We start from the raw sequence: 25,417 nt of genomic DNA, 5'->3' as shown, positions 1-25,417 counted from the left end.
CTACGCTAAGCATTACCGCTTTGCAAATCCGCTCATCTTATCGGGAGATTGCTTCGTGCCTTACAGCAATGACGATAAAGATACTCTAACTACTAAATATCCCCTTTAACCCATCCAGTACACTTTGGAAAAACGTTGGGATGCTGAGGCCATTGTGATAGTTAAAGTATAGGAAGATACAGAAGATGATAAGCGCTATGATGATGAACCGCTTAAACAGGTAGCCTATTAAAACCAAGCCTAAGGGGATGGCTATCAAAAGGATCCAGCTTATTTTTACCGGGGTGAGTTTACTATCGTGCCGGTAAACATAGTACAGCATAGAGGTGGTGCCTTCGTCGTTTTGGTGGCGGGCAAATATAAAGCTCGATTTTTCCAGCTTATGGCGGAAAAACGCGGTGCCTTTTTCAAACTTCAGCGTCTCTACAAAACCATTAATGGTAAAGCTGAAGGTACCGTTTACGTTTTCCTGGATGTTTTTGCCGGTATCAACCGCTACAATAGCTATCTCGTCTTTAGCGAAAGGGTTTTCCTTCACCACAAAATGTTTAATAGAAACGGTATCTGCAAAAGCAAAACCCGATGCTACGATAAACAGGCAGCAGGTAAAAAGTATCTTTTTCATTAGTGTATTTGAGGGGATATAGCCTGCAATAAAAATAGTGTTTTTTCCATTACTTGTTTAGTATATAAATACCGATGTTGAGCAACGTGGCATAGCTTACCCAAACAAGGTACGGCACCATTAGCCAGGCGGCCGTTTTTGTGAATCTGCCAAACCAGGCGATATTAAGGATGATGAACACCAGCAAAAGCACGATAATGATCAGCCCGCCAAATATTTGGTGCAGCCCAAAAAACACTATCGACCATAAAAAATTAAGCAGCAGCTGTATGCTATAAATAATGGCCGTGGTTCTGTAAACCGATGTGCCGTCGCGGCGTTTCCAAACCAGGTAGGCCGCTGTGGCAATGAGGATGTAAAGCGTTGTCCAAGCCACCGGGAATAACCAGTTTGGCGGCGTGAAATCCGGCTTGTTGAGGGTAAGGTACCAGCCCCTGATCTCGGGGCGGGTGAATAGCGTGGCAACACCGCCAATGGCCAGTGTGATAAAAAAGCTGATGGCAAACGGGATAAGCTGGAACCTGGATACGGATGAATCGGCTTTCATGATAACAATAACACGGCTGCAACGCAAATGTTTAGGTTGCCGGGTTGGGTTTTTATGGAGATCATGGCCGTTTTAAAAGCTTTGCCATGGCGTTTTATGCTACTGTCCGCATACGTTCGCATGTTAGTCGGCAACGCTTTTTTTCTCTAATGTGTTATGGATAGGCACCACCTGCATCAACGCGGCAGAACCATACCAGGGGTGCAGTTCCATCACCAAGGTGCCTGCTTTTATGGCCGGGTCGGTAGCGGTAAGTTTTTGGGCTTCCTCTATGCTTTCCACATTAAAAATAAAGATCCCGCGAATAGGCTGATCGTCCATAAAGGGGCCGGCTAACACCAATTTGCCTTCGGCAGCCAGTTTCATAATATTACGCAGGTGTGCCATCTGTAATTCCTGGCCGGCTTTTGCGTCGGCAATTTTTGTGGGCCCTTCTTTCAAAAAAGCCATAACGTATTTTTTCATGCCGTATTGGTCGGCACCCAGTTTTTGGGCAAGCGCGGCGTTATAGGCAGGTTTTTCAGTTTGCGCAAGGCAGGCCATGCCGATGAACAGCAGGGGCATTAATAGTTTTAATCGTAACATAGCATGTGGTTTTAGGATGATGAATAAAGATAGAAAAACTGTTTGGCTATTATCAAAACAAAAAAAGGCGGGCAATATGCCCGGCTCCAAATTAAATCCGAAATTGAACATTCGAAATTCAAAATCCTTTTACAGGTTTCCTCTCAATTCCTGTTCCCGTTCAATCGCTTCGAACAAGGCCTTAAAGTTACCTGCCCCGAAGGATTTGGCCCCCTTACGCTGGATGATCTCAAAGAATAGCGTTGGCCTGTCTTCCACCGGTTTGGTGAAGATCTGCAGCAGGTAACCCTCGTCATCGCGGTCTACCAGGATGCCGAGATCCTTTAACGGGCCAAGGTCCTCGTCAATGTGGCCAACGCGGTCGGTCAGTTCGTCGTAATAGGTGGTGGGCACGGTTAAAAACTCTATACCGCGGCTTTGCAGATCGGTAACGGTTTTTACAATATCGGCTGTGGCCAGGGCAAGATGCTGTACACCCTCGCCTTCGTAAAACTCCAGGTATTCTTCTATTTGGCTTTTCTTTTTGCCTTCGGCTGGCTCGTTTATCGGGAACTTTACGTAACCATTCCCGTTGCTCATTACCTTGCTCATCAGGGCAGAGTATTCGGTAGAGATCATCTTATCGTCAAAGGTTAAGATGTTACGGAAACCCATAATGTCCTCATAAAAATTAACCCAATGGTTCATTTTATGCCAGCCCACGTTGCCCACGCAATGGTCTACATATAGCAGGCCGGTATCGGTTGGCTGGTAGGTGGTTTGCATGGCTTTATAGCCCGGTAAAAACGGACCCTTGTAATTTGTGCGTTCGATAAATAAATGCACGGTCTCGCCATAAAGCTTAATACCGCTGGTGCGTACCTCGCCGTGCTCATCGGTGATAGATTTTGGCTCCTGGTATGGCTCGGCACCACGTTTTACAGTTTGCTTAAACGCGTCGAAGGCATCATCCACCCAAAGGGCCAGGATCTTTACACCATCGCCATGCTTTTTAATATGTTCGGCAATAGGGTGGTCCGAATGCAGGGGAGTAGTAAGCACCAGGCGGATCTTACCTTGCTGCAAAACATACGATGCGCGGTCGCGGATGCCTGTTTCCGGTCCGGCGTAAGCCAGGTCCTGAAAACCGAAAGCGGTTTTATAATAATGGGCCGCCTGCTTGGCGTTGCCCACATAAAATTCAACATGATCTGTGCCGTTAAGCGGCAAAAAATCTGTTGTGGTTGGTTTTGTATCTAATGTTAGTGTTTCCATGTTGTTAATTAGTGAATGAGCGAGTTGTGAATGAGTGATTTATGTTACTCGCGCTCAATCTTATTTCTTGCTTCTTGTCTCTTTATTCTTTTGTCCTTCGTCTCTAAACCACCCAGCTTTTATAATAATTTTCATCTTCTATTCTTACCGCGTCTTCCGTTAGCATTAGCGGGCGGAAGGGATCTATCATCACGGCCAGTTCGTCTGTGCTTTCCTTGCCGATGGATTTTTCTACCGAACCCGGCGCGGGGCCGTGTGGGATGCCGCCGGGGTGGAGCGTTATTTGCCCCTGTACTACGCTTTTACGGCTCATAAAATCGCCGTCTACGTAATATAGTACCTCGTCGCTGTCTACATTGCTGTGGTTATATGGGGCGGGGATGGAGAGCGGGTGGTAATCAAATTTCCTCGGCACAAAAGAACAGATGACAAAGTTATTGCCCTCGAAAGTTTGATGTACCGGCGGCGGTTGGTGCAAGCGGCCGGTTATCGGTTCAAAATCGTGGATGGAAAATGCCCATGGGTAGTGGAAGCCATCCCAGCCAATAAAATCGAAGGGGTGGGTGCCGTAGATGTAAGGGTAAATAAGCCCTTGTTTTTTAATGAGGATCTTAAAATCGCCTTTTTCGTCGTGCGTTTCCAGGTCGGTTGGGCGCTTGATGTCGCGTTCGCAATAGGGCGAATGTTCCATCAGCTGCCCGTAGGCGTTGCGGTAGCGCTTTGGCGAGCGTATCGGACTAAAGCTTTCTACAATAAAAAGGCGGTTATCGGGCGTATCAAACTCCAACTGGTAAATGGTTCCACGGGGTACAACCAGGTAATCGCCGTATTCAAACCTTATTTTCCCGAAGCCGGTTTTTAACGTGCCGCTGCCTACGTGGATAAATATTACCTCGTCGGCCTGGCTGTTTTTGTAAAAATAGTCGGTCATGCTTTTACGTGGCGCGGCGAGGGAGATGTGCAGGTCGGCGTTTACCAATACCGGTTTACGGCTTTGCAGGTAATCGTCAGCAGGTTCGATATTAAAACCGATGAGGCTGGTATGCTTAAGGTGTTTTTCGCGGGCTATTTTAGGTTCAACAGAATATGGCTCGCCCAGCGCCTTTACAATAGTTGGCGGGTAAGCGTGGTAAACCAGCGAGTACAGGCTGGAGAACCCTTCGGTAGAAACCAGTTCTTCGGCATATAAGGTGCCATCGGGCTTACGGAACTGCGTATGCCGCTTAGGCGGGATGCTCCCTAAAGTATGGTAAATAGGCATGGTAAGTAATTGGTTTATTTAGAACGTTTTAACTGATGTAAAAGTTTGTAGGTGTTGGAAGAAGTTAAAAGGTTAAAAAAGGTTGAAAGGCGGTATAACAAACAACCCTTTCAACAACTGTAACCTTACAACTCTTTCAACTTAAAACTAATACTGCGCTAAAACGGCAGTAGCGAGCACAGCATCCCTAAAGGACGAAGCATCACTCATAGAGGTGAGCCCGAGGGAAAAGTAAAACTGTTTTTTAATACTCATGATTGGTGAGGTAAAATTAGGGGTTTTATTTGAAGATGCAAGCGTTATTTTGGTGAGTCGAGAATGGTGGGTAGTGAGTGGTGAGTGGTTGATTCGGAGAGTGTTTGGTGAACGCTGACCGGATGGACTAAATTAACGAATAGAGTACTGCGGTAAATAAATCCGAAATCGAACATCCGAATTCCGGAATCTAAATACTCACCAACAATGGCACCCCCTTTGGGCCGGGCTTTGCCGGGCTACGCTTCGCTTCAGCCTCGTTGCCTGCGCGTTTGCCCTTCGCGGCGTGGCTGCCCCTTTCAATCCCTGGTGCGGAGAAGTCGGCGCTAAAACACTATTCGCAAAAAACCACTCACCACTCCCTATTGACCATTCACCAAAAAATACTATGTTTGATTTCCAATTAAACAACCATGGTACGGAAAGAAGCTATATTGTTTGGGATAGGCGCCTGGGTTATTTTAACGTACTTATTCTCAAAAAATGACGCTGCAGCAGATGGGGTAACCGCCTACGGCTTTCCATTTTACTTCTACACTAAAGCCGGGGGCAAGATGATATTAGGCAGCGGCGAGCAGATGGGTTTTGATTTTATCCATCTGATATGGGATCTTTGCTGCCTCGCCGGCCTTGTTTACATCGTCAATAGGCTGCTTACCCGCAGCCTCAAAAAAATTAAACCTGATAAACCAACATACCTATGAAATTAGTATCCTATAAAACCGAAGATCGCGAGCATTTGGGCGTATACATCAAAGGGCATATCTATAACCTCAACTCTTGCGATAAATTGATCCCCGATAACATGAATGAGTTTTTATGGGGTGGAGATGAGCTAATGGAACATGCCAAAAAGGTTAATGACGACCTGCGCAGCGGCAAAATGCAGGGTAAAGAGGAGTTGTTTTATGAATTGATAGCCCCGGTACCGCACCCATCCTCCTGCCGCGACGGGTATGCTTTTCGCCAGCATGTGGCCGCCGCCCGCCGCAACCGCAAGGTAGATATGATTGCCGAGTTTGACCAATACCCCATATTTTATTTCACCAACCACAACGCCATACAAGGCCCCGGAGAAATTGAGTGCATGCCCGATCATTTCCAGAAACTGGATTTTGAATTGGAAGTTGCCGTGGTGCTGAACAAAAAAGGCCGCAACATAAAAGCTGCTGATGCCGACAGCTATATTGCCGGTTACATGATTATGAACGATATGAGCGCCCGCACCCTGCAAATGGAGGAGATGCTGCTAAACCTTGGGCCTGCAAAAGGGAAAGATTTTTCTACCGTGATAGGCCCTTGGCTGGTTACGCCGGATGAGTTGGAACAGTATAAGACCGAGCCAAAACCCGGTCACACAGGCAACGCCTACAGCCTGCAAATGAAATGCCTGGTGAACGGCAAACAGGTAAGCAGCGGCAATATGGCCGACATGGACTGGACCTTCGCCGAGATCATAGAGCGCTGCGCCTATGGTTGCGATGTGCTGCCGGGCGATGTAATAGGCTCGGGCACGGTTGGCACAGGCTGTTTCCTGGAACTGAACGGTACAGGTCTGCTGAACAACCCCAATTACCAAACTCAATGGCTGCAACCCAACGACTTGGTAGAAATGGAGATAACCGGCCTGGGTATGCTGGGCAATATCATAAAAAAGAGCAAGAGCGAGTTTTCCATACTCGGATTAAAGAAGTTGTAAAGTTGAAAGGTTGAAGGTTGAAAAGTTAGATTAACATAATGGCTAAAGCTGATAGATTTGAAGACCTGGAAATTTGGAAAATCGCGGTCGATATTGCCGTAAGTGTTTACCTGCTTTGTGATAACGAGCCCCTGAAGTCTGATTGGGGAATGAAGGATCAAATCAGAAGGGCTGCATGTTCAATGTCTGATAACATTGCCGAGGGGTTTGAATATAATAACAACCCTGATTTTATTCGATTCCTAAGATATTCAAAAGGGTCATCCGGAGAATTCAGGAACAAACTAACGATACTGTTTTCCGCTGGGAAAGTTGAAAAAGTAGTTTTTGACGAACTCTATAATAAAAGCGTATTTTTTTCGAGTAAAACACAAAGCCTGATTACTTACTTGAAGAAATTTGAAGCCGATAAGAGTAAAAAATAACCTTCCAACCTTAAAACTTTCCAACTTTTAACATTGAAAACCCTCAAAACCTCCGATCTATCTCCATTAGAATTGCAGAACTACCTGCATTACGCCATTGCCCCAAGGCCCATTTGCCTCGCTTCAACGGTGGATGCGGAGGGGAACGTGAATTTAAGTCCGTTTAGTTTTTTTAATTTGTTTAGCACCAACCCACCCATTTGTGTGTTTTCGCCGGCGCGGAGGGTGCGGGATAATACCACTAAGCATACACTGGAGAACATAAAGCTGGTGCCGGAGTGTGTGATCAATATTGTGAATTATGATATTGTGCAGCAGGTGTCGCTCTCCAGCGTGGAGTATCCGGCGGGGGTAGATGAATTTGTTAAATCCGGCTTAACAGTGCTGCCTTCAGAATTGGTTAAGCCGCCCCGCGTGGCCGAATCGCCTGTGCAGTTTGAGTGCGTGGTGACCGAGGTGATCAGCCTTGGCGATGGCCCCGGCGCGGGTAATTTGGTGCTCGCCGAAATAAAGCTGATCCACATAAACGAAGATGTGCTGGACGATACCGGCAAAATAGATCAGGAGAAAATAGACCTCGTGGCACGCCTCGGTGGCGATTGGTACTGCCGCGTTACTGCCGATAACCTGTTTAAAGTGGCCAAGCCCGTGCGCACCATCGGCATTGGGGTTGATGCGATCCCTTACGCCATCCGCAACTCCAAAGTGCTCACCGGCAATAACCTTGGGCAATTGGGTAACGTAGAATTTTTGCCTACAGATGAAGAAGTAGAGGCCTTTGCCCAAAGCGACGAGATCAAAGAACTGTTTGATGCCACCATTGGCGATAGCCAAACCCGCGAAGTGCAACTGCATTTACGTGCCAAACATTTGCTGGATAGTGGCCTGGTTGAGGAGGCCTGGAAGGTGTTGCTGATGTAATTCCCCCGTTTGTCGTGTAACCCATTGTCATGCTGAACGATAGTGAAGCATCTATTCGCCGCTAAGCAGGTAGCCGACATTCATCTCGTATATCAGATCCTTCGCTGTCGCTCAGGACAAATTTGTTTTAATTCGCAAAAGCATATTGTTTACCCACCACCCTCGCAACCGCCGGTATCCGGTTTTTCTCAAACAGATCATATCCCGGTTTCATGGTTCTCCAAAATTGCAGAGAGGGTGATGAAGCGTTTGCCTGCATGTGGTAATCGTCCATATAAAAAGGGAAAATATCCAGGCTGATGTTCTCCTGCCCGGCTGCAAGGGCTTTGTAAACGAGGGTGTAGATCTCTTCTATGCGCGCGTCCGTCATGGCGTAGCAGCCTATGGAAGCGCAATGCCCATGTACCATAATGGCACTGCCGGTATAGCCTTTTTGCTGTTCCAGTTGATTTGGGTAGCCAATGTTTATGGCGAGGTGGTAATTGCTTGCCGGGTTTAGCTGTTTTGCGGTGATGGTATAAAAACCCTCGGGACTTTTGCCGTCGCCCTGTTTTGTTTTGGTGCCCAATCCGCCGGAGAAGTAGCAAATATCGTAGCTTTTAAACAAGGCGTACTTAGCACCCCGTTTCGCCCAAACTTCAAATTGGTCCGTCTGCTTAAATATGCGCAGGTAAATATGGTAGTTGCTGTCGAAACCGCGCTCGCTTAGTTCTGCCTGTAACCTGGGCCAGAGGGTGGTACGTACATCGCTGGCTCGTTTGCTATCGGGCAGGTCGACGGGTTTTGTTATCGCCAAAAAGGACAACAACGTAATAAAGATAGGCTTAGGCATGGATTGGTATTTTTATCAGTAGATACGATAAAAATACCTGAATATTGTATTTTATTAGAATTTAATTTCGTTAAATATAAAATAACAGAACTTTATATCCCCAAAACCTGTTTTAACTTCACATAGCCTGTTTTGCTTACCGGTATTTTAGCGCCCGATTTGAGGATGGCCAGGTGGCTGTCTTTCTCGTAAGGATCTAAGCGGGTTATTTGCTGTATGGCGATAATGTAGGAGCGGTGTACGCGAACGAAGTACCGTGGGTCCAGTGTTTTTTCGAAGAACGCCATCGTTTTGTTTTTGAGGAAGGCACCTTCGGCGGTTATAACGCTTACATAATCATCATCGGCTTGCAGGTATTCTACATCCTGTACAGAAATGATCTTCACCTTGGTGCCGGTTTTTACCACAATACGCTCGTTTTGCGCGGGCGATTGAGCGGCTATTTCCAGCAGCGTCTCGGTGGTTTTTGCAGCGGCAGGCGCGGCATTACTGTGCGATAGGAATTTCTCTATCGCTTTAACAAAGCGTTCTTTACTAAACGGCTTCAGCAGGTAATCCAAGGCATGGGCTTCAAAAGCCTTTATGGCGAACTCATCAAAAGCAGTGGCAAATATTACGGCGGGCGGGTTGTCCACCAGTTCCAGCATCTCGAAGCCGTTTATCTTGGGCATTTGTACATCCAGGAAGATCAGGTCGGGCTGGTGTTGCTGAATGGCTTTGAGGCCTTCAAAGCCGTCGCCGCATTCCTGCAAAACCTCTATCTGCGGAAAAGCCTGCAAATATTCTAATACAACCATACGTGCCAATGGCTCGTCGTCAATAATTAAAGCGCGTGTCATAACTGCGGTATTTTTATAATGGTTGTAAATATATTATCATTTGCATGGGTTTCCATCAAATCGTTGCGTGCAAATATCAAATATAATCTGCGTTGTACCCCGCTAAGCCCAAAACCGGTACCCTTACGGGGCCTGGAAGTTTGCGAATCGTAGGGGTTCTGTATGGTCATAACCAAGTAGTTGTCCTCCAATTCGCCACTGATGCTGATGGTTACATCGCCGGTGGTATCATACAAGCCAAATTTTATGGCATTTTCTACCAAAGGCTGCAGCAGCATTGATGGCAACAAGGCTTTGGCGCATTTTTCGTAACAGGTTATTTCGGTTTGCAGGCGGTGGCCAAAGCGTACCTTCTCTATCTCAAGATATAAATTCAGGTGGGTGAGCTCATCGCTCAGGGGTACCAATAGCTGATCGTCCTTTTTAAGAGTGCCACGTAAAAAATCGGACAACTGGTGGATCATCCGGCGTGCTTCATCTGGCTTAAAACCGATAAGCGCGTTAATGGAGTTTAAGCTATTGAACAAAAAGTGCGGCTGCAATTGCTGGCGCAGGTTATAAAGCTCGGCATCGCGGGCCAGTTTTTCGGCTTCGGTTTTGCGTTGCTCGGTTTTTTTATGGTCTATCTGCGAGTAGAACAGGGCACTGATCATCGCCATCCACCCTATAGCCAAAAAATCGGTAAACACGCGGATGGCAAATGATTGCTTTAGGAAGTTATCGTATGCTATACCGAAACCTAAATAGGGCAGCAAGTAGCGGCAGGCAGCGGCACAGCCGGCCGCGAGGGCGCCGCACCATACAAGCAGGTAAATATAGCTGCCACGGTCTGGCTGGTAGTAGCGCAGGTTATTGTTAATGAGCCAGCAAGCCAGCGAAAGCAGTAGTGCGCTAATACCGGCATCGCCAAGGGCAACCATCCACACAAAACCAAAGCTATGAAGGATGTACGCCTGCAGGGCAGCCCAAACCGCCCCGCAAATAGCGAATGCCCCAAATAGCTTCTTTCCTGATAATTGTTCTGATGCCAAAACTGGTGGTTTAGATATGGTTAATTTTTAACACCTAATAGCGCCGATTTATGATGCGCCCAGGCGATGTACAGGTCCGGGTCGGTAGCCTCGTGGATGTTGTAATATAATTCGGTGCCGTCGGCCAGGCCGGTTAATACATTCAGTTCGGCAACATCTATAAACTGCCATTTTACGGTTTGCTTTTGAACATTTACAAAGCTATCCTGGTTGGCATGGCCAATATTACTTGCTTTTTGAAAAGCCTGGTGCTCGGTGTCGGCGTTTATTAACCGCAGTTGCTCGTCGAATTGGGCGTTATGGTCACCATTGCCGCTGATCACCCTGAATACCAATTTTGCTACGTACCAATTCATGTTATTACGTTTTATATGTTATTGGATAGTGTTATCTGTTGGGTGTTAATAGCTGCGGATCTCTAACCCTGCGAATATTGAAACGCCTTTGATGATCAGCACCTTGTCGCTTTTTGCGGCTTGTATGCTTTTCATCCGTTTATCATCTGTACCGGCAAAAATAGCGCTGGTATCCACAATTACCTGCCAGTTGGATGGCACGATGATCTTTGTGCCGCCGAATACCTGTGTAAGATCTATAATGGCCCGGCCGTTGATATCGGCATGCGTAAAATCAAGTTCGGTGCCGCCAAAGATGTTGGTGATATCGCCACCCCTGAAACTTTTAGAAAAAATGCTTTTATTAACGCCGCCAAATATGGCAGTAGCATCTAAAATATCATCGTGCGATAGTGGGGGGGGAGTACCGGTGGTATTGCTATCTGTTGGGGGCACGCCTGTAGCGGAGCTATAAGTAGTGTCGCCAAAATCGGCAAGTGGTTTATCGGTATCAGCCACGCCTGTTTTATATTTTTTATCCCAGTAATCAGCGTCGCCTAAAGTGTCGCCTGTTTTTTTCTTCCGCAGGATGATCCAGAAACCAAAGCCAATGAGTGCTACCGGCCAAACAAAGCCTTCGGCATTATCAATATTTGAAGTTAACAGGAATATTACTCCTAATGCGGTTATAACAACCCAGTTTGATTTTTGGAAGTTGCTGCGCGACCCGATCCACAGGCCAGAGAATACCAGCCATAAAGGCCACAGGTCGATATGATCGGGTATGAAAAACAGATTGAGTTGCTTAAGCAGCAAGAAGGCGCCTACAAGAAGCAGGATTCCGCCGGCCATAACTTTGCCATTGGCTTTGTTAGGTTGTTGGTCTATATTGGTGTTCATGATATGTTAAATTTTATTGTTACCCAAAACTAATGTAACATTTGATATATGCAAATGCCTAATAGGCGATCTAAATGAAGAAGTCGGTAAGTATGGATAAATTGTCGGTGAAAAAGTAAAGGCGATTATCGTAATTTGATAACCGCCTTTACTTTTTGTAAATATCTGCTGTTCTTACACCGCCGGTTCCTGCTGGCTCAGGCAATGAAAGCTCCCCAAACCCCAGATAATATCTGTAGAATCGATGCCTACCACCTTCCTGTCGGGGAAGCAGTTTTGAATAATATCCAGCGCTCTATCATCGTGTTTGCTGCGGAAGGTTGGTACCACTACTGCCGCGTTGCCAATATAAAAGTTGGCATAGGAGGCAGGTAAACGCTGGTCGTCGTAAATTACGGCATCGGGCATAGGCAGCTCCACAATGTTTAACTGTTTGCCGTTGAGCAGGCGCATGGTTTTAAGGGTTTGCAGGTTTTCCTGCAGAATGTGATAATTTTCGTCGTGCTTATTTTCCTCTACCACTGTAATCACGGTGTCGGTGTTTACAAAACGGGTAATATCGTCTATATGCCCGTCGGTATCATCGCCTATGATGCCGTCGCCCAGCCATAGAATTTGTTCTACACCATAGTATTTTTGCAGGTAGCCTTCTATTTGCTGCTGGTTTAAATGCGGGTTGCGGTTGGGGTTTAGCAGGCAGGCGGTTGTGGTGAGCAACGTGCCCGCGCCGTTAAAATCTACCGAGCCTCCTTCCATCACAATACCCGGGTGATATACCGGCAGATTAAAATGGTTGGCAATTTTAGTAGGGATAACATCATCCAGGTCGTACGGAGGGTATTTATCGCCCCATGCGTTGTAGCCCCAGTCTACAATGGCCTTTTCCTTGGTTTCGTAATTCACCAAAAAGGCAGGCCCATGATCCCGGCACCAGGCATCGTTGGTAGGGAAGTGGAAGAACTCAATTTTTTGCAAATCAACCCCGGCCAATAGCAACTGTTGTTTGGCGAACTTCTCCATCTGTTCGTCGGCAACGTTAATGCGTACTAACTGGCCCTCAGTTACAACCTTTATAAATTCACAGTATTTGGGATAGATAAGGTTTAACTTACCCGGCCAAGATGCTTCTTTATGGGGCCAGCTTAACCACATGGCAGTTTGTTTAGCCCATTCTGCAGGGAAGTGAAGTCCGGTTGGTATGTTGGATGTGCTCATGTAAGTATTTATTTCAAAGCGTCATTGCGAGGAACGAAGCAATCTCTGAACTATGCATAGCGAATATACCTATCTGGAGATTGCTTCGTGCCTCGCAATGACGAGGTGGGTTTGCTGCTGACTAATCGTTATCTAAAAGGCGTTTAGTGATAGGTTGGTAGCTATCAATCCTTCTGTCGCGTAAAAACGGCCAGTGACTTCTATAGTAATCAGATTTGTTCATATCCAGTTCCATTACTACAACTTCTTCCTCATCGGTTGTGGTTTGGTGCATGATGGCTCCGAATGGGTTGGCAAAAAACGAACCGCCCCAGAATTTTACGCCGGCTTCTTCGCCTACACGGTTCACGCTTACCACGTATACGCCGTTTGCAACCGCATGCGAGCGTTGGATGGTTTGCCACGCGTTATATTGCTCCACGTTGGTTGCTTCGTCCTGCGTAGTGGCCCAGCCTATTGCGGTAGGGTAAAACAGTATCTCGGCACCCATTAAAGCGGTGATACGGGCTGCTTCCGGGTACCACTGGTCCCAGCAGATGAGCACGCCTATTGTAGCAAATTTGGTTTTGAAAACTTTGTAACCCAGGTCGCCCGGGGTGAAGTAGAATTTCTCGTAAAAGCCGGGGTCATCCGGGATATGCATTTTGCGGTACTTGCCCAGGTATTGGCCGTCGGCATCTAAAACTGCTGTAGTGTTATGGTAAACACCCTGCGCGCGTTTCTCAAAAAGGGAAGCGATGATAACCACGCCCAATTCGCCGGCAACAGCCGATAGCGCGTCGGTTGAGGGACCGGGTATTGATTCGGCCAGTGCGAAGTTGTCGTAATCCTCTACATCACAAAAATAAAGCGATGTAAAAAGCTCCTGCAGGCAAATGATCTGCGCGCCTTTAGCGGCAGCTTCGCGTACTTTAACAATAGCTTTATCCAGGTTTTCCTGTTTGTTTGCAGTGCAAGTCATCTGCACTAACCCTACTTGTACTTTACCCATAACGATAGAAATTTGCGCAAAAATAGTTATTTATGATTAGGATTTCACCGATTGTAAGGAATGATTACACCGATTATGGGGAGCACTTATACTGGTTTTACCGAATGATTACACCAATTTGATGTAGGGATTACAAAACCTTAACTGTTAAAATCTGTGAAATCAAACCTGTAAAATCGGTGTAATCCAAAAAAAACATAGCTTTGCACCCGAATGAAGGATCTGATCGAAACCGAAGTAGATGAAACGGAGAAGGCGCTTAAGCCTAAAACGTGGAAAGATACCGTATGGAGTGCAACCAAGCTGGTGCTTAAATTTGCCGTTACCTTTGCTTTGCTGTATTATGTATTCAGTAAAGTGCCTTTACAAAAAGTAAAGATGAGGTTGATAAACGCCAATTACTGGTGGATGCTGGCTGCACTTGTTTGCTACTTCTTTTCTATGGTAATTTCCTCGTGGCGTTTGTCCAGCTATTTCAAATCCATCAAATTAAACCTCGATCCACGCTTTAATTTTAGGCTTTACCTGCTGGGCCTGTTCTATAATTTTCTGCTGCCGGGCGGTATCGGTGGCGATGGTTACAAAATATACCTGCTCAATAAAACGTATAAGCTGCCCGCCAAAAAAGTTTTCTGGGCCATTATGTTTGACAGGCTTAGCGGCCTTTGGGCTATCGGGCTCATCACCGTGGCGCTGATATTTTTAATACCGCAGATAGATATCCATATCGGCATCCCGCTGGGCATTTTTACCATCGGCTCCATCATATACTACTTTGTAGCGTATAAGTTTTTTAGGGAGTATACACACTATTTTTTCGAAGGGCATTTAAAGGCGCTGGGTGTACAGTCGTTACAGGTTATCGCTATTATTTGCATCCTTTTCGGGCAGAATTTTACCGGTAAATTTTCGCCCTACCTGTTGTCATTCCTCATATCAGCATTGGCCACTATCATCCCCATCAGCGTGGGCGGCGCGGGAATCCGCGAAACAGTTTTCCAGCAGTTAAGCCGTGTGTTTCCGATGGATGTGGACCTGGCGGTTTTTCTGCCGATCTCGTTTTACCTCATCTCTATTACGGTAGCATTATTAGGCGTTTATTACGTGTTACGACCAAGCAGGTTAGAGGAAGGTTTGCCTAAAGGCGATATCGAAATTAAGGAATAGCCCGGCCATTGAGGCAAGTGCGCGGAATTAAATTCGGGTGCACTGCCTTAAAAAAATATTATATTCCGAAACAAAAATCTATCAAATCATAATCGGTTATTTGCTGTTTCTGTTTCAGAAACCAGTTTAAAACCTGCTTCCAAATGAGCCGATTTAATGATTTTAATAACCCGCAGGTTACTGCACTGCCCGCGCATTTAAAGCAATTTATTGTAGATCAAAACTACGCGCATTACACCCCGGTAGACCACGCCGTGTGGCGTTACGTAATGCGGCAAAACTACAGTTACCTAAAAGATGTTGCCTACTACCCGTACATTCCCGGGCTGCAAAAGGCTGGGCTTACAATCGAAAAAATACCCGATCTGCAGGAGATGAACAATGCCTTGGCCAAAATTGGCTGGGGTGCTGTTACCGTTGATGGCTTTATACCACCTGCGGCGTTTATGGAGTACCAGGCATACCGCGTGCTGGTGATAGCCGCGGATATTCGCCAGTTAAAGCATATTGAATATACCCCTGCGCCGGATATTATACACGAATCTGCCGGGCACGCGCCCATTATTGCCGATAAGGATTACCATGAGTACCTGAGTTATTTTGGTTCGATAGGTGCCAAAGCGATGTTTAGCGCGCAGGATTTTGAACTGTACGAAGCCATAAGGGCGCTGTCTATCCTAAAAGAGATGCCCGATGCCGATGGGGCCGAAATAAAGAAAGCTGAAGAACTGGTTGCCTTTAGGCAGGATAACATGGGCGAACCATCTGAAATGGCTTTGCTGAGCCGCCTGCATTGGTGGACTGTAGAATACGGACTGATAGGCAGCCTGGATGAGCCCAAAATTTACGGCGCGGGCTTGCTCTCCTCCATCGGCGAGAGCGCCAGTTGTATGACAAAGAACGTAAACAAACTACCATACACCATTGATGCGGTAAAATACAGCTACGATATTACCAAAACGCAACCGCAGCTTTTTGTAACGCCCAATTTTCAGAACCTGATTGATGTGCTGGAGCAATTCGCCGCTACGATGTCGTTCAGGCGGGGAGGTGAGTATGGCTTGCAAAAGGCCATCGACAGTAAAAATACCTGTACGGCGGTGTATAGCTCGGGCCTGCAGGTTTCGGGTATGTTTACGGAACTGGCCACCGATAGCGATGGCAATGTTTCCTTCCTGAAAACTACCGGGCCTGCGGCAATATCGGCAGGTAATAAACAGCTTAAAGGGCATGGTAAAAATTATCATAAAGATGGTTTTAGCTCCCCGGTGGGCAGGCTAAAGGATTTGGAAAAACCGCTTGAAGAACTATCGTTGCAGGAACTAAAAGTGGTCGGCATTGAGATCGGCAAAAACACTACCCTGCAATTTGAAAGCGGCATTACGGTTACAGGCAAAGTGAAAGCTATTCACACCGAAAACAACAGGGTGCAGATGATCACTTTTATCGGCTGTACAGCAAAGGATGAAGCCGGTAACATCTTGTTCGACCCGGCATGGGGTGTCTATGATATGGCGGTGGGTGAAAAAATCACCTCGGTTTTTTGTGGCGCGGCGGATAAGGACGCTTTTTTGGAGATTGCCTATAAATCGGCAACCGGCACCCATCACCCCGAATACGATGAACACACCAGGCAACTGCACAAATTATACCAGCAGGTGCGTAACCGCAGGCACAGGGGGCAGGATTTTGGCTACCTGGGCAACGTATGGCTGATGCAGCAAAAATTCCACCATGATGATTGGCTGTGCGCGTTGGAGATACTGGAACTGCTGGATCATGAAAATGTAGAGCATGCCCTGGCTGCTGAGATCCGCGCGTTTTTGGAACATAAAGCCGCTACAGAACCCGAATACAAAAAACTCATCACCGATGGGTTGTATCTCATTAAACATCCCGTGGAACAGAAATTGGTGGTTTAATATAAAAGTAGTAATTTAGGGTATGACAACCAAGGGAGACGAGGGCGAATCACAACTTGAGCGCATTCAAAAATTTTTAGACGAAAATAAGCATCTGAATCCTTTCGCTAACATAGACCCTGTTGAATGGCAGCGGGAAATAAGAAAAGAATGGGATAGGGATTTTAGTAAATTAGATCCTCCGATTAAGGGCGACTGGTCATGAACATTATTATAACAGGCGCCAGCAGCGGCGTAGGATTTGAAGCTGTATTAGAACTTATATTATCTGGCAAGCATAAGGTTATGGCTTTGGCCCGCTCGCAGGATAAGCTGGAGAAATTGCTCGAAATTGCAAAAGGTCTTAACCCCGAGTGCGAGCTATATGCCATTGCCTTTGATATTGTGCATGATGATTATGCCGGGCTGCAGCAATTCATCACCGCAAACTTTGATGACAAGATAGATGTGCTGGTGAACAACGCCGGCGTGCTTATTAACAAACCCTTTCCCCAGCTTTTAGAAACCGACTTTGTAGAAATGCTGCAAAGCAATTACATAGGCCACGTACGCATTACTCAAAATCTGCTGAGGTTTATGGGCGAAGGTTCGCATATCCTCAACATAGGCAGTATGGGGGCATTCCAGGGGAGCGCCAAGTTCCCGGGCTTAGCGGCTTATTCGGCAAGCAAAGCGGCCCTGCATACCCTAACCGAATGCCTGGCGCAGGAACTGATAGAGCAGGGCATCAAAGTAAACTGCCTGGCCCTGGGTTCCGCACAAACGGAAATGCTGGAGCAGGCCTTCCCCGGGTACGAGTCGCCGGTAATGGCATTTGAAATGGGCAAATACATTGCCGATTTCGCGGTTACCGGGCATCGATTTTTTAACGGAAAAGTATTGCCCGTGGCGGTTACCACGCCGTAGGGCTTTTAATAAATTATTGCCTGCTATCCCGCCCCATAAATGGAACAGCAATGAAATTACCTCTTCACATCTCCTCAAACCCACTTCATTACTGTCGGTTTTCAACCGACGGAATAGCAAGCAATACCTTTTACGCTTTACTCCCCATCTTTACAAATTCATTCACCACTACTTCGGTTACATAGCGCTTAACGCCGTCTTTATCATTATAGTTACGACTGGCCAGTTTGCCTTCGATGATCACCGAATCTCCTTTTTTTAAATAGCTCTCGGCCATGTTGGCTTGTGCTCCCCAAAATACGATCTGGTGCCACTGGGTTTCGGTTACTTTTTCGCCCTTGTCGTTTTTATAGCTTTCGTTGGTGGCTATAGATAAGCGCGCCAGTTTACGGTTATTATCAAATGTTTTCACTTCAGGGTCCATGCCCAGGTTGCCTATTAGCCTAACGCTGTTTTTTAATGCTGTCATCTTATTTGAGTTAATTATTATCTATTTGGTTGACGATACAAAGTTGCGGTAGGACGGAAATATTAGTCGGGTAATAAATGCTTATAAACGACAATATCCATTTGTAAGCGTTTGCAAACGGATAAATAACAGCTATCTTTATCCGGTGAATACAGAAAGAAACTGTTTAGATTGCGGAACCCCACTACATGGGCGTGCAGATAAGAAATTCTGTAACGACCTGTGCCGCAATAATTATAATAACCAGCTCAACAGCAGCAGCTATAACCTGGTGCGTAACATCAACAATATATTGCGCCGCAACCGCCGCATTATCGAAGAACTGAACCCAAGCGGCAAAACAAAAACCACGCGCGAGAAATTGCTGAAGAACGGCTTCGATTTTGAATACTTTACCAGCAGCTACAAAACCCAGGCGGGGGCCCGCTACTTTTACTGTTATGAGCAAGGCTACCTGCTACTTGATAACGACGAGGTATTGTTGGTGAAAAGCAAAAAGGAAACGGCCAAATTGGGCGAGGGTAATTAAGTATCGTAAATTAAAATTAACACGGAACCCGCCGGATTTCCATCAGAGAGTAATATCTCTACCCCTCTTCCTATTTTACAAAGCCATGAGACAGCTGCAATAGTAACTTGCCATATTTGTAAAAACAGGAACATTATGCCGCATCTATTCTCCCCCTTAAAAATAAAAAGTATTGAGTTAAAAAACCGCATCGTAGTATCGCCGATGTGCGAATATTCCAGCGTTGATGGTTTTGCAAATAATTGGCACCTGGTGCATTTGGGTGCCCGCGCCGTTGGTGGTGCCGCACTTATTATTACCGAAGCCGCCGCGGTATCTGCCGAGGGACGCATCTCCTATGGCGACCTGGGTATCTGGAAGGACGAGCACATTGCCAAGCTAAAAGAGATCACCAATTTTATTGACGAGCAAGGAGCGGTTGCGGGTATCCAACTGGCGCACGCGGGCCGCAAGGCCAGTCACGATTTGCCTTGGACAGGCGGTAAGCAAATACCATCAACCGCCGAAAATGGCTGGGTATCTGTTGCGCCAAGCCCTGTGGCTTTTACACTGGCCGAAGAAGCACCGCTGGCGTTAGACCGCGAAGGCATTGCTAAAGTAATTGCCGATTTCCAGGCTGCTGCGGTGCGTGCCCTGGCTGCCGGCTTTAAGGTAATAGAGCTGCACGGCGCGCACGGCTACCTTATCCACGAATTTTTATCGCCGCTAAGCAACCTCCGTACCGACGGGTATGGCGGCTCTCTGGAGAACCGAGCTCGTTTACTATTGGAGATCATTGTAGCAATTAAAGAGGTTTGGCCCGAAGAATATCCGCTGTTTGTACGCATTTCGGCAACCGACTGGACCGAAGGCGGCTGGACGATAGAAGACTCCATAACATTAGCCAAAATATTAATAGATAGAGGTATCGACCTGATAGATTGCTCCACCGGGGGTAACGTTGCAGGCGCGCGCATCCCTCTAAAACCGGGTTACCAGGTTGAGTTTGCCGAAGCTGTTAAACAACAAACGGGCATACTTACAGGTGCCGTAGGTTTAATAACCGAAGCCGAACAAGCCAACGAGATCATTGAAACCGGGCAGGCCGATGTGGTGCTGCTGGCGCGCGAACTACTGCGCGATCCGCATTTCCCGCTGCGTGCCGCTCACGAGTTGGGGGTAACCGTAAAATGGCCGAACCAGTACGATAGAGCACAGTGGTAAGAACAATCGATAAAGGCTTTCTAACAGGGTTAACATACCTTAACACAATTTCGAAATTTATTTTATATATAATTGATAATCAATGCATTAAAAAAATACTGGGTTAACATATTTTTCCATAATTAGTGCCACCAGTGCTATCAATCTTTTATATAAAACGGTAAAAAAATTTAACAATCAATGCCACCTCATAGCCTATTGCTGTTTTGAGAGGCGGGTGAAGTTGTCATTCACAATATCATAACAACCAATATTTTAAATCAATACAACATATTACTACATTCGTAAAAACTCAAAAACAAACACTATCATGAAACGTACAGCAAATGCACATTGGAACGGTACCCTGCAGGCAGGCCAGGGCGAGATCACTACCCAGAGCACCATTCTTAACAAAACACAATATTCCTTTAAAACCCGCTTTGCAGATGGTATTGGTACCAACCCCGAAGAACTGATAGCTGCGGCACATGCAGGCTGCTTTACCATGGCGGTTGGCGCGGCGTTGTCCCAGGCAGGCATCACCCCGGGCGATCTGACTACCGATGCCATCCTTGATCTGGATATGCAGGCGCTCGAAATTAAGGGTATCCACCTGGAACTGAAAGCATCTGTAATTGACGGTGTAGACGAAGCCAAATTTAAAGAAGTTGCCGAAGGCGCAAAAGCGGGCTGTATCGTATCAAAAGCTTTAAGTGTGCCCATCACTTTAAACGTTACTTACGCGTAAGTAGTAACCTATTTATTTAAAGCAGCGGTGGGCAAACTATCGCTGCTTTTTTTTGTAGCATTAGGTAAATCACACATTATGGCTTTCCGGTCCCGCGTTTCTGTTACTATGGTATTTTTCCTGGTGATCATAACTTCCATTATATTTCTTGTTTTCTACCTTAAAAAGCAATTTGCCACCCAAACCGAGGTGAATCAGGACATTATGGTATCCAAGATCACCGCTATGGGTAAGCTGGAGCTGGTAAAATATTCCATGAAGGATGTGGTAGAGAAAAAGGAACTGCACACCATACTGCCCGATGCCCGCGTGCTGTTTGTGGCGGTAGGCGAGGTGACCGCATGCATAGATCTTACCAAAGTAAAAAAGGAAGACATCACCCAAAATAAGGACAGCATTTGGCTTGTTCTGCCAAAACCCGAGATCTGTTACGTAAAGCTCGACCATCAAAAGTCGCGTGTGTACGATGTATCGGGCGTGTGGTTCCCGGATAAAGCGAAGACGATGGTAGAGGATGTTTACAAAATTGCCGAAAAGAAAATGCTTACCACTGCCGGCGAAATGAATTTGCTTGGGAAGGCACAAGAAAACGCCCGTTTGATATTTTTACCCTTCCTGCAAAACGTTTCGGGCAAAAAAGTAACGCTGAATTTTAAATAATAACTAAAAATTCAGTTTAAAATTTATTTACGATATATTTATGGTTCACAATTACCATGAATATATGACTCCAAAATTGATTAAACTAATTGCGCTTAGCGCTGCGGGAGTTTTGTGCTCGCTTTGCGTTATGGCCCAGCCTCGCCTGCCAAAAGGCTATTTCTGGAAAAAACTACCAAACGGACTCGAAGTTGTTGTTATCGAAAATAGCAAAGTACCCCTGGCCACCATCGAAATTGCTGTAAAGAATGGTGCTTATACCGAAGGCCCCGAGTACAGCGGCCTCTCGCACCTTTTCGAGCACATGTTTTTTAAAGCGAATAAAGATTATCCCAATCAGGAGAAATTCCTGAAACGTACACAGGAACTTGGCGCTATCTGGAACGGTACAACCAATGTGGAACGCGTAAACTACTACTTTACATTTGATAGAGACAGCCTTAGCGCAGGCCTCAAATTTATGAACGCCGCTATCCGCTTCCCAATCTATCGTGCCGAAGATATGGCCAAAGAGCGCCCGGTAGTTGATGGTGAGTTTCAGCGCGCAGAGAGCAGCCCTTATTTTCAGTTATACTACGAAACCAACAAGGCGCTTTGGGGCGATTTAATCACCCGCAAAATGCCTATAGGCGTACATGAGATCATCAACACGGCTACGCCCGAGAAAATGATGATCATCAAAGATAAATACTACTTCCCCAACAATAGCTTGTTAACCATTTGCGGCGATGTAAAGCATGAGGACGCTTTTAAGCTTGCTGAGGCTATTTATGGCGATTGGGCGAACAGTGGCTTCAACCCGCACGAAAAATACCCTATACCTCCATTTAAACCTCTTGCCAAAAGCGAGGCTTTTGTAAAAGAAAGTACCATTGCGCAAACGCCGTATATGAACTTTGCTTGGCAGGGGCCGGCTTACAAAACCGACTCGGCAGCCACAGTTGCAGCAGATGTATTCTCTTACATTGTTGGGCTTAATTCCAGCAAATTGCAACAGGCTTTGGTTGATAAGGGCCTGGCTTCATCTGCCAGTATAAGCTATACTACATCTTACTATACCGGCGCCGTTACTTTGTTTATTGTGCCAAACCCCAATAAGCTGAAAGAGTGTTATGATGAAGCGATAAACCAAATAAGCCAGTTTGCCAAGCCAGATTATTTTACCGACGAGCAAATGGCCGATGCAAAAGGTATTTTGCTTCGCAGCCAGGCTCGTAATATGGAAAAACCAAGTGGTTTGCCAAGCCAGTTGAGTTTTTGGTGGTGCAGCACCTCGTTTGATTATGGTACCGATATTACCGATAATTATCAAAAAGTAACCCGCGCGGATATTGCCAAATACATCAATACCTACATCACCGGCAAGCCATCGGTAGCTGGTTTAATTATCAACCCCGAAACAAGCAAAACAACCAATGCTAAAACATTTTTTGTTGCTGCTAAATAACCTTTAACACATTAAAGATGAAAAAGAGAAACTTATTTGTGCTGCTGGTAATGGCAGCTTTATATACTGCTAACACCGCGACGGCCCAAAACAAGCCTTACGAAACTATGGTGAGCGGCGTAAAGGTGATTGTACAGCCAAGCGGGAACGATATTGTAGAGATACAAACCGTAATTAGGGGCGGTGTAGAAAATTACCCGGCCGAAAAAATGGGTATTGAAGGGATGGCTATAAATGCCTTAACCGAATGCGGAACCCTGAAACGTTCGAAAAATGATTTTAAAAATGCTCTGGACAAGGTAAGCGCCGAGCTTTGGGGTTTCGATACCAAAGAGTATGCGCTCATCAGGATGAACTGTATCAAATCTGATTTTGATGTGGTTTGGCCACTGTACGCTGAAGCTATTACCCAGCCGGCTTTTGATGCCAAAGAGTTTGAGCGGATTAAACAGGACGCGATAAACAACCTGAAATCTAACGATGCACAACCAGATGCGGCCATTGATAAATATGCCGATAGGGTAGCTTTTGCTGGCAGGGATTATGCTAAGGACCCTGATGGTACTGTGGATATCCTGTCTAAACTTACTGCTGCGGAAGCCAAGGCTTATTACAATAAGATCTTAACAAAATCGAGAATGGTGATCGTAGTGGTGGCTGATTTGCCGAAGGCAGATATTGAGGCTAAAGTGGCAGCTATGCTGGCTAACGTAAAAGCGGGCGCGCCGTTCGAAGCAAAAAAATCATTCTTCAAGGTGTATAAAAATACGTTTTCCTCTCAAAAACGCGATCTCGCCACCAACTATGTGGAAGGTATAACCAGTGGCCCCGCGCCAGGAACACCAGATTATAACGCTTTTAACGTAGCCATGCGCATGTTTGCCAACAGGCACTTTTTAGAGGTGCGCACCAACAATGGCTTATCTTACGCGCCGCAGGCCTGGTTTAATACAGGCAACACGGCTACGGCAAGGTTTGCGGTATCAACCACCCAGCCCGATAAATACATTGCTGTGTTTGATAAACTGGTAGACAAAGTGAAAACTGAAGGCTTTAAGGCAGATGAAGTAGCCGATATGAAGGTGACCTATCTTACCGGTTTCTACTACAAAAACGAAACCAACCAGGCACAGGCAGCAGCAATGGTAAACAACGAGGTGTTGCATAATAACTGGATGCGCTCTATCACCCTGGTTGATGATGTTAAGAAGTTAACCGTGAACGACGTAAGCAATGCATTCCTTAAATACATTGGCAATATTGTTTGGGTTTACCAGGGCGACCCCACAAAAGTTAGCCCGCTGTTGTTCACCAACGGTACCTTAAACAAAGGCGGCGCGCCTACTAATCATTAATTTTTTGGACGAAAGACTGAGAGATAAAAGATAAAGGACGACTGTTCTGAAAAGTAAAACGCCGCGGTTATATCCGCGGCGTTTTTTTATTGTATTAGTCCTTTTTTCTTTCGTCTTTTATCTATTCATCCTTCGTCCTTTAGCTCAAAAATTATTGCTCCGCTTCGGGCATTACGGCTTTTCGCTTTCGCCGGTTTCTAAGGATATCGCCCATGTGGCGGGTTGGGATGTTATCGCCCAGTAACTTGCCCCAGGGTTTAAGGTCGTCTATTCTGTCGAAAATTATTTTGAGCACCGCCACAAAAGGTATGGACAGAAACATGCCCGAGAGGCCCCACAGCTGGTTCCCAAGCAGCACCACTACTATAGACATCAGCGCGTTTATCTGCACCTTAGAGGATACAATACGCGGTACCAACACATTATTATCAATAAACTGGATAACGATATAGGCGATGATAACGCCCAATTGTGTGGAGTAGCCGTCTTTGGTTACCGTGGCCATCAACACCGGCAGGGCAATGGCTATGATACCACCCAGGTAGGGGATAAGGTTCAGTATGGCTCCTATACAGCCTATCAGTATTCCGTATTTAACGCCAAGCAGCAATAAGGCCACAGAGTTCATGGTGGCCACAATGATCATCTCTATCAGCAAACCTACGATGTAGCTTTGTATGGCACCTTTGGTTTCACTGAGTACCTCGCTTACCTTTTTAGAATTTTCCTCGGCGAACACCTCGTACAAAAAGTTAAGAATAAGCGGCTTGTACAGCAGCATGAAGAATATATACACCGGCAGCAAAAATATGATGCCCAGGGTGCCTAAAAGGCCGCCCAGCGTTTTGCCAACCATCGACTGGCTGTTGCTTAGCGCTTCCTTCACCATCTGGTCCTGTTTGGCAACGGCTATGCCAAAGGTAGCTTGTACCCAATGTTTAAGGTTTATGGTTATTTCGCCAAATTTCTGTTTGAGCATGGGCAACGAATCGCCGAATTGGATAATTTGGGATGATAAGAAATAGAACACGCCGGCTACCACCAGTAGGGCTATCAGCATAGCAATTGCAATGGATAAGGCTTTGGGCACTTTGTGCCGCTGCAGCCGGTTGGCCAGCGGGTTGAGCAGTATGGCCAAAAACGCCGCGAAACCAAGCGGCACCAGTATATCGGTAAGTACCGATAAAATATAAACAACCAAAACAAGGCCGAACAGCACAGCAGTTGCCTGGATGTAAAAGGGTTGGTCTTTAATTTTTATGGCCATGTAATTGTGTTATCATATTAACAGAAAAGGAGTTGACGCGGTAATTG

At 46.2% G+C, this 25,417-nt stretch carries 28 protein-coding genes; 14 read left to right on the top strand and 14 right to left on the bottom strand.

Annotated features, from left to right (window positions below; genetic code table 11):
* Positions 1–85 precede the first annotated feature (85 nt).
* From ABIX36_RS08825 to ABIX36_RS08805, 5 genes are all read right to left on the bottom strand, one after another.
* A complete protein-coding gene (locus ABIX36_RS08825) occupies positions 86–625 on the bottom strand; it encodes a hypothetical protein (protein ID WP_348081797.1) in 540 nt (179 codons plus the stop codon).
* A 49-nt stretch (positions 626–674) separates the two neighbouring features.
* Entirely contained in the window at positions 675–1,172 is a 498-nt protein-coding gene (locus ABIX36_RS08820) for a TspO/MBR family protein (RefSeq protein ID WP_348081796.1), read from the bottom strand.
* A gap of 123 nt (positions 1,173–1,295) precedes the next feature.
* Positions 1,296–1,757, bottom strand: coding sequence for a YciI family protein (locus ABIX36_RS08815; RefSeq protein WP_348081795.1), 462 nt, complete (start codon positions 1,755–1,757; stop codon positions 1,296–1,298).
* A gap of 129 nt (positions 1,758–1,886) precedes the next feature.
* Positions 1,887–3,011: a 4-hydroxyphenylpyruvate dioxygenase gene (gene hppD / locus ABIX36_RS08810; protein WP_348081794.1), complete on the bottom strand. Its 1,125-nt coding sequence runs from the start codon at positions 3,009–3,011 to the stop codon at positions 1,887–1,889.
* Between the two features lie 103 nt (positions 3,012–3,114).
* Complete coding sequence (locus tag ABIX36_RS08805; RefSeq protein WP_348081793.1) at positions 3,115–4,272, bottom strand: homogentisate 1,2-dioxygenase; 1,158 nt, start codon at positions 4,270–4,272, stop codon at positions 3,115–3,117.
* Positions 4,273–4,940: 668 nt separating this feature from the next.
* Between ABIX36_RS08805 and ABIX36_RS08800 the strand changes: the two genes are divergently transcribed.
* Genes ABIX36_RS08800 through ABIX36_RS08785 form a run of 4 tightly spaced genes read left to right on the top strand, consistent with a single transcriptional unit; the run spans position 4,941 to position 7,572 of the window.
* The gene (locus ABIX36_RS08800) at positions 4,941–5,231 is read left to right on the top strand and encodes a hypothetical protein (RefSeq protein WP_348081792.1); all 291 of its coding nucleotides are present in this window, start codon (positions 4,941–4,943) and stop codon (positions 5,229–5,231) included.
* A complete protein-coding gene (locus ABIX36_RS08795; RefSeq protein WP_348081791.1) occupies positions 5,228–6,226 on the top strand; it encodes a fumarylacetoacetate hydrolase family protein in 999 nt (332 codons plus the stop codon). Before ABIX36_RS08800 ends, ABIX36_RS08795 begins: the two co-directional genes overlap by 4 nt.
* Positions 6,227–6,264: 38 nt before the next feature.
* On the top strand, positions 6,265–6,651 hold the full coding sequence (locus tag ABIX36_RS08790; protein ID WP_348081790.1) for a four helix bundle protein: 387 nt from the start codon (positions 6,265–6,267) through the stop codon (positions 6,649–6,651).
* 33 nt (positions 6,652–6,684) lie between these two features.
* The gene (locus ABIX36_RS08785; RefSeq protein ID WP_348081789.1) at positions 6,685–7,572 is read left to right on the top strand and encodes a flavin reductase family protein; all 888 of its coding nucleotides are present in this window, start codon (positions 6,685–6,687) and stop codon (positions 7,570–7,572) included.
* Positions 7,573–7,699: 127 nt separating this feature from the next.
* Here ABIX36_RS08785 and ABIX36_RS08780 read toward each other — a convergent pair whose 3' ends face one another.
* The 7 genes from ABIX36_RS08780 to ABIX36_RS08750 all read right to left on the bottom strand — a co-directional run bounded on the left by ABIX36_RS08780 (position 7,700) and on the right by ABIX36_RS08750 (position 13,715).
* Positions 7,700–8,404 carry a murein L,D-transpeptidase family protein gene (locus ABIX36_RS08780; RefSeq protein WP_348081788.1) on the bottom strand — a complete coding sequence of 235 codons (705 nt, stop codon included), beginning with the start codon at positions 8,402–8,404 and terminating at the stop codon, positions 7,700–7,702.
* A gap of 92 nt (positions 8,405–8,496) precedes the next feature.
* A complete protein-coding gene (locus ABIX36_RS08775; protein ID WP_348081787.1) occupies positions 8,497–9,243 on the bottom strand; it encodes a LytTR family transcriptional regulator DNA-binding domain-containing protein in 747 nt (248 codons plus the stop codon).
* Complete coding sequence (locus ABIX36_RS08770) at positions 9,240–10,274, bottom strand: histidine kinase (protein WP_348081786.1); 1,035 nt, start codon at positions 10,272–10,274, stop codon at positions 9,240–9,242. Before ABIX36_RS08770 ends, ABIX36_RS08775 begins: the two co-directional genes overlap by 4 nt.
* A 20-nt stretch (positions 10,275–10,294) precedes the next feature.
* A complete protein-coding gene (locus ABIX36_RS08765) occupies positions 10,295–10,630 on the bottom strand; it encodes a DUF4288 domain-containing protein (RefSeq protein WP_348081785.1) in 336 nt (111 codons plus the stop codon).
* Positions 10,631–10,675: 45 nt separating this feature from the next.
* Positions 10,676–11,509: a LiaF domain-containing protein gene (locus ABIX36_RS08760; RefSeq protein WP_348081784.1), complete on the bottom strand. Its 834-nt coding sequence runs from the start codon at positions 11,507–11,509 to the stop codon at positions 10,676–10,678.
* A gap of 174 nt (positions 11,510–11,683) precedes the next feature.
* Positions 11,684–12,724, bottom strand: a complete 1,041-nt coding sequence (locus tag ABIX36_RS08755) for an agmatine deiminase family protein (RefSeq protein ID WP_348081783.1) — start codon at positions 12,722–12,724, stop codon at positions 11,684–11,686.
* Positions 12,725–12,845: 121 nt separating this feature from the next.
* On the bottom strand, positions 12,846–13,715 hold the full coding sequence (locus ABIX36_RS08750; RefSeq protein ID WP_348081782.1) for a carbon-nitrogen hydrolase: 870 nt from the start codon (positions 13,713–13,715) through the stop codon (positions 12,846–12,848).
* 213 nt (positions 13,716–13,928) lie between these two features.
* Here ABIX36_RS08750 and ABIX36_RS08745 point away from each other — a divergent pair, with 213 nt between their 5' ends.
* The 4 genes from ABIX36_RS08745 to ABIX36_RS08730 all read left to right on the top strand — a co-directional run bounded on the left by ABIX36_RS08745 (position 13,929) and on the right by ABIX36_RS08730 (position 17,710).
* Positions 13,929–14,882 (top strand): lysylphosphatidylglycerol synthase transmembrane domain-containing protein, encoded by a 954-nt coding sequence (locus ABIX36_RS08745; RefSeq protein WP_348081781.1) that lies wholly within the window; start codon positions 13,929–13,931, stop codon positions 14,880–14,882.
* A 143-nt stretch (positions 14,883–15,025) separates the two neighbouring features.
* On the top strand, positions 15,026–16,804 hold the full coding sequence (locus tag ABIX36_RS08740; protein WP_348081780.1) for an aromatic amino acid hydroxylase: 1,779 nt from the start codon (positions 15,026–15,028) through the stop codon (positions 16,802–16,804).
* Positions 16,805–16,826: 22 nt separating this feature from the next.
* Positions 16,827–17,009 carry a hypothetical protein gene (locus ABIX36_RS08735; RefSeq protein ID WP_348081779.1) on the top strand — a complete coding sequence of 61 codons (183 nt, stop codon included), beginning with the start codon at positions 16,827–16,829 and terminating at the stop codon, positions 17,007–17,009.
* Entirely contained in the window at positions 17,006–17,710 is a 705-nt protein-coding gene (locus ABIX36_RS08730; protein WP_348081778.1) for an SDR family oxidoreductase, read from the top strand. The genes ABIX36_RS08735 and ABIX36_RS08730 overlap by 4 nt, the downstream gene beginning before the upstream one ends.
* Positions 17,711–17,840: 130 nt before the next feature.
* Here the strand turns inward: ABIX36_RS08730 and ssb are convergent, their stop codons facing one another.
* Positions 17,841–18,179: a single-stranded DNA-binding protein gene (gene ssb / locus ABIX36_RS08725; RefSeq protein ID WP_348081777.1), complete on the bottom strand. Its 339-nt coding sequence runs from the start codon at positions 18,177–18,179 to the stop codon at positions 17,841–17,843.
* A gap of 145 nt (positions 18,180–18,324) precedes the next feature.
* Between ssb and ABIX36_RS08720 the strand changes: the two genes are divergently transcribed.
* The 6 genes from ABIX36_RS08720 to ABIX36_RS08695 all read left to right on the top strand — a co-directional run bounded on the left by ABIX36_RS08720 (position 18,325) and on the right by ABIX36_RS08695 (position 24,103).
* Positions 18,325–18,708: a hypothetical protein gene (locus ABIX36_RS08720; protein WP_348081776.1), complete on the top strand. Its 384-nt coding sequence runs from the start codon at positions 18,325–18,327 to the stop codon at positions 18,706–18,708.
* 135 nt (positions 18,709–18,843) lie between these two features.
* Positions 18,844–19,911: an NADH:flavin oxidoreductase/NADH oxidase gene (locus ABIX36_RS08715; RefSeq protein ID WP_348081775.1), complete on the top strand. Its 1,068-nt coding sequence runs from the start codon at positions 18,844–18,846 to the stop codon at positions 19,909–19,911.
* Between the two features lie 310 nt (positions 19,912–20,221).
* Positions 20,222–20,641, top strand: a complete 420-nt coding sequence (locus tag ABIX36_RS08710; protein ID WP_128531669.1) for an OsmC family protein — start codon at positions 20,222–20,224, stop codon at positions 20,639–20,641.
* Positions 20,642–20,719: 78 nt separating this feature from the next.
* Positions 20,720–21,301 carry a DUF4230 domain-containing protein gene (locus ABIX36_RS08705; protein WP_348081774.1) on the top strand — a complete coding sequence of 194 codons (582 nt, stop codon included), beginning with the start codon at positions 20,720–20,722 and terminating at the stop codon, positions 21,299–21,301.
* Between the two features lie 64 nt (positions 21,302–21,365).
* Entirely contained in the window at positions 21,366–22,748 is a 1,383-nt protein-coding gene (locus tag ABIX36_RS08700; protein ID WP_348081773.1) for a pitrilysin family protein, read from the top strand.
* Positions 22,749–22,765: 17 nt separating this feature from the next.
* Complete coding sequence (locus ABIX36_RS08695; RefSeq protein WP_348081772.1) at positions 22,766–24,103, top strand: pitrilysin family protein; 1,338 nt, start codon at positions 22,766–22,768, stop codon at positions 24,101–24,103.
* A 151-nt stretch (positions 24,104–24,254) separates the two neighbouring features.
* Here ABIX36_RS08695 and ABIX36_RS08690 read toward each other — a convergent pair whose 3' ends face one another.
* The gene (locus ABIX36_RS08690; RefSeq protein WP_348081771.1) at positions 24,255–25,370 is read right to left on the bottom strand and encodes an AI-2E family transporter; all 1,116 of its coding nucleotides are present in this window, start codon (positions 25,368–25,370) and stop codon (positions 24,255–24,257) included.
* Positions 25,371–25,417 lie beyond the last annotated feature (47 nt).

Origin of the sequence: Mucilaginibacter sp. (assembly GCF_039925265.1) — a bacterium.
Lineage (GTDB): Bacteria > Bacteroidota > Bacteroidia > Sphingobacteriales > Sphingobacteriaceae > Mucilaginibacter.
This window is presented reverse-complemented; position numbering and strand designations above follow the sequence as displayed.